The 13,231-nt window shown below is 37.5% G+C and carries 13 protein-coding genes; 11 read left to right on the top strand and 2 right to left on the bottom strand.

Annotated elements, in window-relative coordinates; all coding sequences use genetic code 11:
• Position 1 precedes the first annotated feature (1 nt).
• The 10 genes from atpE to JL102_RS16405 all read left to right on the top strand — a co-directional run bounded on the left by atpE (position 2) and on the right by JL102_RS16405 (position 9,987).
• Positions 2-190 carry an ATP synthase F0 subunit C gene (gene atpE / locus JL102_RS16450; protein ID WP_202245536.1) on the top strand — a complete coding sequence of 63 codons (189 nt, stop codon included), beginning with the start codon at positions 2-4 and terminating at the stop codon, positions 188-190.
• 93 nt (positions 191-283) lie between these two features.
• Positions 284-784 carry a F0F1 ATP synthase subunit B gene (locus tag JL102_RS16445; protein ID WP_202245535.1) on the top strand — a complete coding sequence of 167 codons (501 nt, stop codon included), beginning with the start codon at positions 284-286 and terminating at the stop codon, positions 782-784.
• 7 nt (positions 785-791) lie between these two features.
• Positions 792-1,352 carry an ATP synthase F1 subunit delta gene (gene atpH / locus JL102_RS16440; RefSeq protein WP_202245534.1) on the top strand — a complete coding sequence of 187 codons (561 nt, stop codon included), beginning with the start codon at positions 792-794 and terminating at the stop codon, positions 1,350-1,352.
• Between the two features lie 14 nt (positions 1,353-1,366).
• Complete coding sequence (gene atpA, locus JL102_RS16435) at positions 1,367-2,947, top strand: F0F1 ATP synthase subunit alpha (protein ID WP_202245533.1); 1,581 nt, start codon at positions 1,367-1,369, stop codon at positions 2,945-2,947.
• Positions 2,948-2,992: 45 nt separating this feature from the next.
• Positions 2,993-3,877, top strand: a complete 885-nt coding sequence (gene atpG / locus JL102_RS16430) for an ATP synthase F1 subunit gamma (RefSeq protein WP_202245532.1) — start codon at positions 2,993-2,995, stop codon at positions 3,875-3,877.
• A 67-nt stretch (positions 3,878-3,944) separates the two neighbouring features.
• Positions 3,945-4,787 (top strand): hypothetical protein, encoded by an 843-nt coding sequence (locus JL102_RS16425; protein ID WP_202245531.1) that lies wholly within the window; start codon positions 3,945-3,947, stop codon positions 4,785-4,787.
• Complete coding sequence (locus tag JL102_RS16420; protein ID WP_202245530.1) at positions 4,784-5,398, top strand: class I SAM-dependent methyltransferase; 615 nt, start codon at positions 4,784-4,786, stop codon at positions 5,396-5,398. The genes JL102_RS16425 and JL102_RS16420 overlap by 4 nt, the downstream gene beginning before the upstream one ends.
• A gap of 190 nt (positions 5,399-5,588) precedes the next feature.
• On the top strand, positions 5,589-8,201 hold the full coding sequence (locus JL102_RS16415; RefSeq protein WP_202245529.1) for a PAS domain S-box protein: 2,613 nt from the start codon (positions 5,589-5,591) through the stop codon (positions 8,199-8,201).
• A gap of 37 nt (positions 8,202-8,238) precedes the next feature.
• On the top strand, positions 8,239-9,405 hold the full coding sequence (locus tag JL102_RS16410) for a GNAT family N-acetyltransferase (RefSeq protein ID WP_202245528.1): 1,167 nt from the start codon (positions 8,239-8,241) through the stop codon (positions 9,403-9,405).
• A gap of 15 nt (positions 9,406-9,420) precedes the next feature.
• The gene (locus JL102_RS16405) at positions 9,421-9,987 is read left to right on the top strand and encodes a YqaA family protein (RefSeq protein WP_202245527.1); all 567 of its coding nucleotides are present in this window, start codon (positions 9,421-9,423) and stop codon (positions 9,985-9,987) included.
• 224 nt (positions 9,988-10,211) lie between these two features.
• Here the strand turns inward: JL102_RS16405 and JL102_RS16400 are convergent, their stop codons facing one another.
• Together JL102_RS16400 and JL102_RS16395 are read right to left on the bottom strand one after the other, a co-directional pair.
• Positions 10,212-11,246, bottom strand: a complete 1,035-nt coding sequence (locus JL102_RS16400; protein ID WP_202245526.1) for a phosphoadenosine phosphosulfate reductase domain-containing protein — start codon at positions 11,244-11,246, stop codon at positions 10,212-10,214.
• A 61-nt stretch (positions 11,247-11,307) separates the two neighbouring features.
• Entirely contained in the window at positions 11,308-11,946 is a 639-nt protein-coding gene (locus JL102_RS16395; RefSeq protein WP_202245525.1) for a hypothetical protein, read from the bottom strand.
• Positions 11,947-12,212: 266 nt separating this feature from the next.
• Between JL102_RS16395 and hemH the strand changes: the two genes are divergently transcribed.
• The gene (gene hemH / locus JL102_RS16390) at positions 12,213-13,229 is read left to right on the top strand and encodes a ferrochelatase (protein ID WP_202245524.1); all 1,017 of its coding nucleotides are present in this window, start codon (positions 12,213-12,215) and stop codon (positions 13,227-13,229) included.
• Positions 13,230-13,231: the final 2 nt, after the last annotated feature.

Here is a 13,231-nt window from a genome sequence, read left to right as displayed (position 1 = left end):
CATGTACAATTTAATTGGAGCAGGATTAATCGTAATCGGTGGTGGAATTGGACTTGGTCAAATTGGAGGTAAAGCAATGGAAAGTATTGCTCGCCAGCCAGAAGCAGCCGGTAAAATTCAAACTGCTATGATTATCATTGGAGCATTATTAGAAGGATTAGGTTTTGGAGCCTTAATCTTAGGAGCATAATAGTGCGTAGACATTAAAGCTCACCTTGTTGCGATAGGCGCAAGGTGTGCTTTACCTTAAGAATTAAACACAGAATTATATATAAAAGAAAGAATGGATCAGCTGATTAATGACTTTTCTCCCGGCTTGTTTATCATGCAGGCTCTTATTTTCCTGGTACTACTATTTATCCTTGCTAAATTTGCCTGGAAGCCAATAATTCAATCTCTAAAAATAAGAGAGGAATCTATCCAGGATGCATTAGATGCTGCAGAACGTGCCAAGCAAGAAATGGAGCGCTTAAAGTCTGATAATGAAAGATTATTGGATGAAGCAAGACAAGAAAGAGAGCAGATTCTAAAAGATGCAAGACAAGTGGCCAATAGCTTAAAAGAAGAAGCTTCTCTAGATGCTGAAAAGCAGGCTAAGAGGATTCTTGAAGATGCTAGGCTAGCGATTAAAAATGAAAAGCAGGCAGCACTTACTGAAGTAAAGAATCAGGTGGCTAAGCTTTCATTACAGATCACAGAGAAACTTTTAAGAAGAGAACTTGCTGACGAGAAAGCTCAGAAAGAATTAATAGAAGATTTTGTTAAAGACACTAAGCTGAATTAATTACAAAATGACTGAACACAGAGCAGCTTCACGTTACGCTAAGTCTTTGCTGGAATTAGCTAGTGACCAAGGGGTTTTAGATCAAGTGCATGATGATATGCTTTCTTTTCATAAAGTATGTGAGGAAAATCGTGAGTTTGCACTTATGCTTAAAAACCCTGTGATAAAAAATGATAAGAAAAGAGCCATTTTAGGGAAAGTGTTTGATGGAAAAGTGAATAATCTTACCTTATCTATTTTTGATGTAATATCCAGAAAGAAACGTGAGGCATTGTTGCCGGCTATTGCTAAAGAATTTCATTTTCAATATAATATTAAGAATGGCATAGAGGTAGCTAGCGTAACTACTGCTGTAGCTCTTACTCCAGAACTTAGAGCGCAGATAGAAGAGATGGTTAAGAAAATTTCCTCTTTGCAAAAGGTCGATTTAGTTGAGAAGGTAGATCAGAATATCATTGGCGGGTATATCCTTAAAGTTGGAGATCGCCAGATCGATGATTCACTAAAGACAAAATTGCAATCATTAGAACACAAGTTCAGTCAAAATCCATATATCAAAGAATTTTAAATTAACAACATACAATGGCAGACGTAAGACCAGACGAAGTTTCAGCAATACTTAGAGAGCAGCTTTCCGGAGCCAAAACCGAAGCCGAATTAGAGGAAGTTGGTACGGTACTAGAGGTTGGTGACGGTGTAGCCCGTATTTATGGTTTATCAAAAGCTCAGTCAGGAGAGCTTCTTGAATTTGAAAATGGACTCAGAGCACTTGTTCTTAACCTTGAAGAGGATAATGTAGGTGCTGTAATTTTCGGAGAATCTAAAGGTATCAAAGAAGGTGATACTGTGAAAAGAACCGGCCGTATAGCCTCTATTAATGTGGGTGATGGCATGGTTGGTCGTGTAGTAGACACATTGGGTAATCCTATTGATGGAAAGGGCCCAATTGAGGGTGAGACTTTCGAAATGCCATTGGAGAGAAAAGCTCCAGGTGTTATATATAGACAACCTGTTAATGAGCCTTTACAAACAGGTATCAAAGCTATTGACTCAATGATTCCTATTGGTAGAGGTCAAAGAGAGCTTATTATTGGTGATAGACAGACAGGAAAAACAGCTGTGGCCATTGATACTATCATCAATCAAAAAGAATTTTATGAAAGAGGTGAGCCTGTATTCTGTATATATGTAGCAGTAGGTCAAAAGGCATCTACCGTTGCTGGTGTAGTGGCAGCTTTAGAAAAGGCTGGTGCTATGGAGTACAGTGTTGTGGTATCTGCTTCTGCGGCTGATCCAGCTCCTATGCAGTTCTTTGCTCCATTTACTGGTGCAGCTATTGGTGAGTTCTTCAGAGATACAGGTAGACCTGCCTTAGTTATTTATGATGATTTATCTAAACAAGCGGTAGCTTACCGTGAAGTGTCTCTTCTTCTAAGAAGACCTCCAGGTCGTGAAGCGTATCCTGGTGATGTTTTCTATCTTCACTCAAGATTATTAGAGAGAGCAGCTAAGATTTCTCAGAATGATGAGATTGCACAAGGAATGAATGACCTTCCTGATTCTTTACAAGGTAAAGTAAAAGGTGGTGGTTCCCTGACTGCGCTTCCTATTATTGAAACTCAGGCTGGTGACGTTTCAGCATATATCCCAACTAACGTAATTTCTATTACTGATGGTCAGATATTCCTAGAGACTAACTTGTTTAACTCTGGTATCAGACCGGCCATTAACGTTGGTATTTCGGTATCTAGGGTGGGAGGATCTGCTCAAATTAAATCAATGAAGAAAGTAGCTGGTACTCTTAAACTAGACCAAGCACAGTTCCGTGAACTAGAGGCATTTGCTAAGTTCGGTTCTGATCTTGACGCGGCTACTAAACTGACTATTGATAGAGGTAGAAGAAACCTTGAAATACTTAAGCAAGCTCAATATTCTCCTGTAGCTGTTGAAGAGCAAGTAGCTATTATATTTGTATCTACTAAAGGTATGATAGATAATGTGCCTGTAGATAAAGTGCAAGCTTTTGAGACAAGCTTTATTGATGTGCTAAGAAGTAAGCATCAGGATGCATTGGATTCATTAAGAGCAGGAAAGCTGGAAGACAGTGTTACCGAAGTATTGGCCTCAGTAGCCAAAGATTTATCTAAGCAATACGGTAAGTAATCATTTTCAGGGTGTGTAATGCACCCTGGTAACTTAATTCGATAAATGGCGAATTTAAAAGAAGTAAAAGCGAGAATACAGTCTGTTAACTCTACTCAGCAGATCACTAAAGCTATGAAAATGGTGGCGGCTGCTAAGCTGAAGAGAGCACAGGATAATATTTTACAAATGCGTCCTTATGCTCAGAAGCTGTCTGGCATTTTGAAGAACTTGTCAGCACTTCCTGGTGATGATAATAATTCAACCAAATACTCTGAGGAAAGAGCTGAGGATAATATACTTCTGATTGTAGTTACTTCAGATAAAGGGCTTTGCGGTGCATTTAATAGCTCTATATTTAAGGCTACTAACAGAGTAATTGAAAATAAATATAAGAAGCAGTTTGATGCTGGTAGGTTGACAATTTTACCTATCGGGAAAAAGGCGCTTGAGTTCTTCACCAAAAGAGGTTACAATGTAATTAGTGATTACTGGAATATGTTTTCTCCAGTATCATTTGAAAAAAGCTCTGAGGCGGCTCAGTTCGTGATGGATTCTTTTGTGGATGAAAAATTCGATAAGGTAGAAATTATCTACAATGAGTTTAAGAATGTGGCTACACAGTTACTCAATGTGGAGCAATATCTTCCTGTTGAGCGTCCTGAAGGTGCTGAAGATGCATCTTTCGGAATAGATTATATTTTTGAGCCTTCACAAGAGGAAATTGTGAAGGAGTTAATACCTAAATCGTTAAAGGTGCAATTATATAAGGCTATTTTGGAATCTAATGCTTCTGAGCATGGAGCCAGAATGACGGCCATGGATCAGGCTACTGATAATGCAGGAGAGCTTCTTAAGCAACTTAGGTTGACCTATAACAGAACAAGGCAAGCAGCTATTACCACAGAGATTTTGGAGATTGTGGCAGGAGCAGAAGCTTTAGGTTCTTAAAAAATAATTTTAATAAATTAGGAAGGCGAATCATTATGATTCGCCTTTTTTGTTTAAAATCAGCCCGATGCATATGAAAAGGTTGGTGTTGTTGTATGAATATTTTAATCTACTCAGCCTTGATGTGGCTTTTGGGGCGGTGTCTTGCGCCTTATTTGTAGCAGAGGTTTTAGGAGTAAATTTGCCTTGGTGTATTGTGCTCATTTTGGGCCTTACAGTATGGTTAATTTATACATTTGACCACCTGGTAGATGCTCGTGGCTTAAAGCATATGGCTGGCACCCGAAGGCATCGTTTTCATCAAAAGCATTATAAAGTGCTTACTTTCTTATGTGCCAGTATCTTAATAGCTAATTCTGTATTAGTGTTTTACCTTCCTAAAGAAACTGTTATTTTAGGTGTCACTATTGGCTGTTTGGTCATGGTTTATTTTCTTCTTTTGCATTTCCTTAAGCTGAAGCCTGTTTACCATAAAGAACTCATGATTGCAGTTTTGTATTCTGCTGGGGTTATGGTAGGACCAGTTAGCCTATATAAAGGGGTGCTAGACATGCAGGTAGCGGTTATTTTTATACAATTTGTTATGATAGCCCTTTCCAATCTTGTGATTTTTTCTTTGTATGAAAAAAACTCAGATATTAGAGATAGTTTCCCTTCCATTGTTCAGCATGTGGATGAAAGAAAGCTGACTATAATGCTGAAATCTTTTCTTATTTTTCAATTAGTACTGGCTGCTTTTATTGCTTTATTTTCAAGTTTGAGAAACTTCGAGTATACATTGATTTGTATGTTATTGGTTCTTTCGTCTTTATGTTTTTTTAAATCTAATCTTTTCTTAAACGAGAAGTATAGGTGGGTAGGAGATGCCGTTTTTCTATTACCTTTTGTTACCATACTGTATGGTCTATGAAAAATAACTTTAACCTTATTGCTCCAATTTATGATGTATTGTCATGGATGGTATATGGAAAAGAATTGTTGCGTGCTCAGGTTGAATATTTAAATGTTATCCCAGCTGGTGCAAAAGTATTGATAATTGGTGGGGGAACGGGTGCATGTCTGGAAAGCCTCAATAAGCTAAATATACCCTTAGAGATAATTTATTTAGAAGCCTCCTCGGCTATGATTGAAAGAGCAAGGAGACGAGGGCCTTTAGAAAATCTGTGCATCAATTACCAATTGGGTACTGAAGCTGACCTGAGAGGAGATTTTGATGTTATTCTCACGTTTTTTTTCCTAGATCTGTTTAGTGAGTCAAACTTGAAGAAAATTATACAGGCTTTATACCGCAGTTTAAAGAGAGATGGAATTTGGCTTATGGCAGATTTCCGTAACACGGAGACCTTGTGGCAAAAGCAGTTGATAAAGGTGATGTACTATTTTTTTAGAATAGTGAGTAGGATTGAGGCTAATGGTTTGCTGGACCTCCAAGAATATCTCAGTCATCAGCCACTTCGATTAATAAATAAAAAGCTTTTTTTTCATGGTATGGTAGCTTCACATCTATATAGAAAATCTTAATGATAGTAAATAAAGTAGTGCGTCTTTTAACTTATTTATTATGAGAGCGTTAATTAATGATAGATAATAACCTACACCTTACACGCACTATATTAATCTTCTTTGTTATAAACAGGCTAATAAACCAATTTAGTGCTTGAATACTAAATAAGAAACCTTATATTGCGTAGTTCGGTAATAACAATGTGGTATGAATGAATTAGATTCCTCAAGGTTGCTACTTGAGAATTTTATAGAACTCAATGCCGAGGCAATTTTAATCATAGATAAAGACTATCGAATTTTAGGATGGAATAACCGAATGGAGATAGTAACAGGGAAAAGCCGGGAAGAGGTTATGTCCACTATCATTACAGAGGCCTTGTCTATCTGGAATTTTGACTTCGCAAAGCATACGGAAAGAGCCTTTCTTTCTAAAAGTTATTCATCATCTGACATATATAATCTTTATACAAACTCAGAGATTGTCACTGTTTCCCCTAGTTTTTCTCCTTTAAACTCACGAGGTGAAGATACCTTATGTATGATTATGCTTAAGGAGGTTTCGCAAATTCAGTTAGGGGCCAAATATCAATCTTTAGTAGCGGAGTCTCCTATAGCAACGGCCATCTTTTTCCCAGGAGGGAAAATGCAGTATTTTAATTCTGCGTATGCAGATTTATGGAATATGGATGATGATATGGCTATGGAGCTTTTGGAAAGGTATAATATTCTCGATGATGATCAACTTCTTGATTTAGGTATTATGCCTTTTGTGCAAAAGGGTTTTGGCGGGGAAACGTCAGAATTACCACCTACCTTTTATGATCCTTCTCTATCTAAAAGCCGATACAAAGATAAGGCAGGAGAGAAAAAATATGTGAGAGGCCACATTTATCCTGTAAAAAATAGCCTGGGTATAGTGAAAGAAGTGGTAGTGGTGCTTTCTGATATTACTTTTCAGAAGCAGGCTGAGCAGATACTTACAGACACACATTTGAAATTTCAAATGTTAACCCTTGGGCTGCCAGGAGTAATTTATGAGCTGGAAGAGCTGCCCAATGGAGGTGAGCATTTTAGATATATAAGCCATGGCTGCGAGGAAATGTTTGATCTCACTTCTGAGGAGGTGAGGGATGATGCTTCTCTGCTCGAAGAGTTGATTCACCCACTAGATAAGAAAAACTATCTAAAGTCTACAAAGTCTTCTAGAAATAAGGTAACAGAATGGCAGTGGGAGGGGCGATTATTAGTAAACGGTAAAGAAAAATGGATTGAAGGAAGGTCTAGCCCAGCGCGAAAAAAAGGAGGAAGTGTTATTAGGTATGGCTTGTTATTAGATACTACTGATAAAAAGTTAGCTCAGAAGCGGTATAGATTGTCTGAGGAGCGTTTGCATGTAGCGCTACAAGGAGCAGAGCTAGCACTATGGGAGTGGAAGGTTAATGGTAAAAAAATCATTTTTAATAAGTCATGGATTGCCAGGCTAGGCTATGATCCAGGCGAGCTGGAGCTCACAATAGAGGAGTGGTCGAGCTATATTCATCCTGATGATGTAGATGAAACTATGCAGAAGCTCGATGACCATATGGCGGGTCTTAAACCCTATTACGAAGCTGAGTATCGTTTCAGAACTAAGAATAATGGCTATCGCTGGCTTTTAGTAAGAGGTAGAGTGGTAGAGAGATATGCTAATAATAGAGTGAAGAAAATATGTGGAACATATCTGGATATTGATGAAAAGAAACGTTCTGAAATGCTTATCCGGAGAAATGAGCTACTATTTACCCAGCTCTTTGATAATTCACCTCTAGGTATAGTGCTATTAGATGAAAGCCATAGTGTAGTGCAGGTAAATCAAGGCTTTAAGAATATGTTTGGCTTTGCAGAAGAGGAAGTGATAGGCAATCAGCTAAATAGCATTTTGGTGCCGCAAGAGTTGATGCAGGAGGCTAAAGATATAAATACGCTTACTGCTAGTGGGCAGGTTGGTTTGCTGGAATCTTTTCGCTTACATAGCGATGGTCACACGATTCCTGTAATTATATACGGTGTACCTGTATCCTTAAAAAATGAAACCATAGGTATTTATGGTATCTACGTAGACATTACAGAGCGCACAGAGGTAGAACGCGAACTGCAGATTAGAAATAATGAACTTGATAATTTTGTCTATAAAGTGTCTCATGACCTAAGGGCACCTTTGTCTTCTATCCTAGGTTTGGTAAACTTGGCAGGGTATGAAGAAAATGAAGACGACATTCGTCAGTATATATCCTTGATAGAGAATAGAGTAAAGCAGCTAGATAGTTTTATTAACGATGTGCTGAGTCATTCCAAAAACTTGAAATTGGCCGTTACTTTAGAAGCTATTGATTTTAACCAGATAGTTTCTGATTGCTTTACTAATTTAAATTACTTACCTAAGGCAAAGGAAATTCAAAAGAGGATAATTATATCTGATCATGTTTTCTATAGTGATAAGTGGCGTATCCAAGAGATCTTTCGGAACCTTATTTCTAATGCTATAAAATATCTTGACCCACAGAAAGAGGAGCATTATGTGAAAATAGAAATAGGGGTGAATGATAATATGGCTCATATTAGGTTTGAGGACAATGGTATAGGTATAGATGAGACCATTCTATCAAAGGTTTTCGAAATGTTTTACCGAGCTACGGAGTATTCCGAAGGATCAGGGATAGGCCTTTATATAGTGAAAAATGCTATTGAGAAGTTAGGAGGAGAGATTAGATTAACCAGCAAGCTACATGAAGGTAGTATGTTTGATATTATGATTCCTAATAAGAATCCGGAGATATAAGTCGCGAAAATGAGAAATAAAGCCTTATTATTGCGCTATGAAAATGCTAGAGGTAAATTCTAAGGAGCTCGAGAAAGAGTTTATAAAATTTCCGGTAAGATTATACAAAAATCATCCTACCTGGATTCGCCCATTAGATAAGGATATAGATGCCGTTTTTGATACCAAACAAAATAAGGCGTTTAGAAGTGGAGAATGTATCCGCTGGATCTTGAGAAATGATGGTGGAGAAACCATAGGAAGGATAGCAGCATTCATAAATAAAAAGACAGTAAACAAAGGCAATGATCAACCTACTGGTGGGTTAGGCTTTTTTGAATGTATAAATGATAAAGAAGCTGCCTTCAAGCTTTTTGATACGGGTAAAGAATGGCTCGAGGCCAGAGGAATGGAGGCCATGGATGGACCTATTAACTTTGGAGAAAGAGATAAATGGTGGGGGCTGTTGGTTGATGGATATGAGCTGGAGCCTAACTATAACTGTAACTACAATTTTCCTTATTATAAAGACCTTTTTGAAGCCTATGGCTTTCAATTATATTTCAATCAATACACTTTTGGGCGTAAAGTAAGAGATCCATTTTCTCCTAAGCTTATGGAGAAAGGGAAGAAAATGCTTAATGCTCCTGGCTATTCTTTCAGGCATATGGACATGCGCAAGATGGAAAAGTATACCGAAGATTTCAGAACGGTATATAACAAAGCCTGGGCGCGCCATAAAGGGGTGGCTCAAATGTCTTCATTACAGGCTAAGACCATTATGAAGCAGATGAAGCCTATCATGGATGAAAAAATAGTGTGGTTTGGTTATTATGAAGATGAGCCGGTGGCGTTTTATATTAACCTGCCAGAGGTAAACCAGATTTTTAAGCATGTGAATGGAAAGCTTGACCTGATAGGGAAACTTAAGTTTTTATATCATAAGTGGACAAAAAGCTGTAATAAAATGCTCGGCTTGGTGTTCGGAATTACTCCTGAGCACCAGGGTAAAGGTTTAGAAGGGGCTTTGGTTTTGGCCACTGCTGAGATGGTTCAAGATAAATACCATCGTTACCCTTACCTGGAAATGAATTGGATAGGAGATTTTAACCCTAAAATGATCAGGGTGGTGGAACAAGTGGGTGGAGAAATCGTTAAGACCCATGTTACCTATCGCAAATTATTTGATGAGAGTAAACCCTTTAAACGCTGTCCTATTCAATAAAGCCTATTTTAGAATATGCCTAAGCTAAGTTATGAATCCAGATTCTTGATAAAGAATCTGGTGAGGGGGCTGTTAGTATTGGGCCTGATCATAGTGGCTTATATAGTTCTTCAGAAGCACACTGATTTCCAAGAATTTCTAGACTATATCGGTCAATGGCCTTTTATAGTTTATATGGTCTATACCATCTCAGAGGTGGTTTTCGGTATTATTCCACCAGAGCTCTTCATGATCTGGTCTATAAACAGTGGCTTGTTTGATTCTTATGTCTTAAATGTCGCTTTTCTTGCGGCCATTTCTTATGGCGCCGGAGTGTTAGGATATTTCGTAGGCCGACGGTTTAAAGGTACGGAGCTTTTTGATCGGTTTTTGGCTAAACATGTCAACCAATATCATAACCTTTTCAGAAGATTTGGCGGTTTTTTGATTTTTATAGGAGCCGTTACACCCATACCTTTTTCAGCAGTATGCATGCTGGTAGGCATGACTCGCTTTAAATTTGGCAGATTCCTGCTTATAGCCACCACCCGCTTTTTGAGGTTCGCCGTTTATTCTTATATCATCTATCAGGCACAGATATAGCGGGTCATTTGTTTATTCGATTTGATTAAAATAGGGACGATTATATCTCGAACAATCGCATGGCTCTAACCGAATGATCACTAAGCTTTAGCCTTCTTGCTGGAGCAGGCTTATTTCATAGGATTAAAATAAACTATAACGTATGAATTGTGGCTATTTTAAAGATATGAACTTTCCAGTTTACCACATAGGTTGTGAGCACGCGTATTGCTTAGCTACGCGCGCTAGATGGGAGGCTTAGGGTGAGTTTTCACTTTGACAACTCGACTATGAGCTGTTTTTTCAATGTAATTAGGGTTTTTTAAATCTGATTGCCAAAGCTCTTTTATACGTATTAACTCCTCCTTTTGAAGTAGTGCAATACCTGATTTTAACTCTACATCTAATAGTTTGTCTAATATAACTTTTCGTCCTTCCAAAGTAATCGGGCCAAGACCAATTTGACCATTTCTTCGTTGAGCGCATCTATATTCTGTATTGTCTCGAAACTCAGCAATCCAATTTCGAAATTCATGTAAGTAAGTTAGTTGAGAGTAACCATTCTCAATCATTTTGGAAATGGATTTATCCTTTCTTACTACTGTACAAGTCCAACAACCAAATCTACTGCTTCCACATGATTTTCCAGGTAGTTCCCTATATACAGGACACTCTGATCCGGCATCCTTGTATAATTCCCCCAGCTTTTGAGAGTCAATACTTTTTGGGAAATTGTTGAATTTTAACGTAGACCAAATATCTTTAATTGAATGGTTTATAATTGGACTGAAAATCTGGTTTCTTTTAGAGCCTGATTGGGATAGGTAATATTCAGATTTTGAATGTTTCGATATTGTACGGTCCCTCTGCTTACTTTCACCATTACGTATTCCTAATAAAACAGTAGCTTTTGGATGAACATCTATAATTTGTTTTACAGGGTTTATTCTCATCTTGTCCGTGCACCATCTAAATATATTTGTTGGAGTTGGATACCCACGACCTATTACTTTTACAAAGAATCTATCATCGAGTTTTGGTACAGCAATTTTGTACTTAATCGGCAGGCATAATTTAAGGCATTCTGATTTAAGGTTTTCAAAGGTCTGGTAGACATAATCTGTTATTACAGGGTTTTCTACCCCAGTGTCACAATAAATCACTGTGATTTCTTTGTGATAGGATGTAAGTTCAGACAACGCTATTATTACAAGCTTTAGAAGTGCGGATGAATCTTTTCCTCCACTATATCCAAGAAACCAGGGACAATCATCTTTCAAATATTCTTGTTTAATAATATTGATAGAGTTTTGATCCTTTGCGAGTACTGGTGTTAAACAGTTATTGCAAAACTTCATCAATTTTTTCTCTTAGCGATTTTACATAATGAGTTTCTATATATTCGAGCTGGTCGTTTGATAGATTAAAATGGCGGAATATGGTTAGGATGTGGAGTAGACATGAGAGAAGGCCTGCGCCAGCAAGTAAAATACCGGTGATCCAAATCTTTGAGTTTTCCAGTGTAATTCCAATAGCCAAGTAAACAATTGATGCAATTATTGACAGCAAGAAAACATCTGCCGTTGAAGTCCAGAGGATTCCATTAGAATATACTAATTGGCTCTTAGCAGTAAGAGAAGCATCGTTATCTACGATATTGTAAAATATGTGTTTTAGCCTCTTTTTCTTTAAATGATTTATTTGTCCTTGAGTTAATTCTTTATTGTAAATTTTCAATAATGAACTTGTTATGTTTAAGTCAATTTTTCTATACGAATAATTCGTAATGAAAAATCTACAATCTAGCATATTATATACCGCTCCTATAACTACCGCAGGAATGATTAAAAGGCTGTAGGCGAGCCAGCCTTCTCCAATATTAAATTCTATCCCCATTTGATCAAAAAGTGGAAGAAATGTGAGTATTAGGGTGAGACCTGGAATTAAGAGTCTCATGAATTTTAGTGTCTTTCTTTCCATAGTTTAATGGTTAACAACTTAGTGAAAAGTGCAATTGCATATATCCGCATTACATCTTCCTTTCTAATATAGCAAGTTATTAATATTTTATATGCTTTATAAGGTTTCATTGAGACTGTCAACTAATCTCTGTCTACACTTAATCAATTTTTAAAAGACGATTCCTAACCAGAAAAAGCCCCTCCATTCTAAAATCATTTATCAGGTGCAGATATAAAGGCCTTTTTGTTTATAATTAACTACATTTGCTTTTTTATAAAATGGCTATGAATTCAGTAAAAGGTAAAACAGGAGTACTTTTAGTTAATCTGGGCACCCCAGATAGTCCGTCAGTATCTCACGTAAGATCATATTTGTCGCAGTTTTTGAATGATCCCAGGGTAATTGATATCCCTTGGCTTGCCAGGAAAATGCTGGTAAACCTGATCATTGTGCCTTTTAGGGCACCAAAATCTGCCAAAATATATAAGCAATTATGGACAGAGGATGGATCTCCTTTGATTTTTCATAGTAATAAGGTGAAGGAGCTTCTACAACACGAATTAGGTAGTGAATATGGTGTTCACTTGGCCATGAGGTATAAAAATCCGTCAATACCAGATGTGCTGACTGAAATGCAGAAGGAGAATTATAAAAAAATAGTAGTTCTACCTATGTTCCCTCAGTATGCATCAGCTTCTACAGGTTCTGCTATTCAGGAGGTGATGGATGTGATCAGAAAATGGTGGGTTATTCCTGAAGTGAGGTTTATCAGTCAGTACTATGATCACCCTAAATTTATAGATGCCATTATAGACAGAGCGAGCAAATATAATCTTAAAGATTATGATCATATTCTGTTTTCATATCATGGCCTTCCTGTTCGCCAAGTAGATAAGGTATATGATAATGGCCTTTGCGAAGATCGTGATTGTGAAGAGACAGTGACCGATGAAAATCAATACTGCTACAAAGCTACTTGCTTTGCTACTACCCGTATTTTGGCCGAAAGACTTGGTATTGAGGAAAAGGATTATACCGTTTGTTTTCAATCTCGTTTAGATAAAAACTGGTTGGAGCCATTTTCTGATAAAGTAGTGGAAGAAAAAGCCAAAGAGGGGGCTAAAAAGTTACTTGTTTTTTCTCCGGCCTTTACTGCTGATTGTTTGGAAACTATTATAGAAATAGGAGATGAGTATCAGGAGATTTTTGAAGAAAACGGTGGAGAGAAAGTACAACTGGTAGAGAGCCTTAATGATCATCCGCTTTGGGTGGAATGCCTTAAGGAAATAGTGCTTGGTTAAGA

It is taken from the genome of Fulvivirga sediminis, assembly GCF_016757215.1.
GTDB classification, from domain to species: domain Bacteria; phylum Bacteroidota; class Bacteroidia; order Cytophagales; family Cyclobacteriaceae; genus Fulvivirga; species Fulvivirga sediminis.
Note: the sequence above shows the minus strand (reverse complement) of the source record. Positions and strands in the feature narration are given on the sequence as shown.

Bases quoted from the DNA above. Each gene is read 5' to 3' on its own strand.
- atpE (WP_202245536.1), top strand. From the start codon at position 2: ATGTACAATTTAATTGGAGCAGGATTAATCGTAATCGGTGGTGGAATT.
- JL102_RS16445 (WP_202245535.1), top strand. From the start codon at position 284: ATGGATCAGCTGATTAATGACTTTTCTCCCGGCTTGTTTATCATGCAG.
- atpH (WP_202245534.1), top strand. From the start codon at position 792: ATGACTGAACACAGAGCAGCTTCACGTTACGCTAAGTCTTTGCTGGAA.
- atpA (WP_202245533.1), top strand. From the start codon at position 1,367: ATGGCAGACGTAAGACCAGACGAAGTTTCAGCAATACTTAGAGAGCAG.
- atpG (WP_202245532.1), top strand. From the start codon at position 2,993: ATGGCGAATTTAAAAGAAGTAAAAGCGAGAATACAGTCTGTTAACTCT.
- JL102_RS16425 (WP_202245531.1), top strand. From the start codon at position 3,945: ATGCATATGAAAAGGTTGGTGTTGTTGTATGAATATTTTAATCTACTC.
- JL102_RS16420 (WP_202245530.1), top strand. From the start codon at position 4,784: ATGAAAAATAACTTTAACCTTATTGCTCCAATTTATGATGTATTGTCA.
- JL102_RS16415 (WP_202245529.1), top strand. From the start codon at position 5,589: ATGAATGAATTAGATTCCTCAAGGTTGCTACTTGAGAATTTTATAGAA.
- JL102_RS16410 (WP_202245528.1), top strand. From the start codon at position 8,239: ATGAAAATGCTAGAGGTAAATTCTAAGGAGCTCGAGAAAGAGTTTATA.
- JL102_RS16405 (WP_202245527.1), top strand. From the start codon at position 9,421: ATGCCTAAGCTAAGTTATGAATCCAGATTCTTGATAAAGAATCTGGTG.
- JL102_RS16395 (WP_202245525.1), bottom strand. From the start codon at position 11,946: ATGGAAAGAAAGACACTAAAATTCATGAGACTCTTAATTCCAGGTCTC.
- hemH (WP_202245524.1), top strand. From the start codon at position 12,213: ATGAATTCAGTAAAAGGTAAAACAGGAGTACTTTTAGTTAATCTGGGC.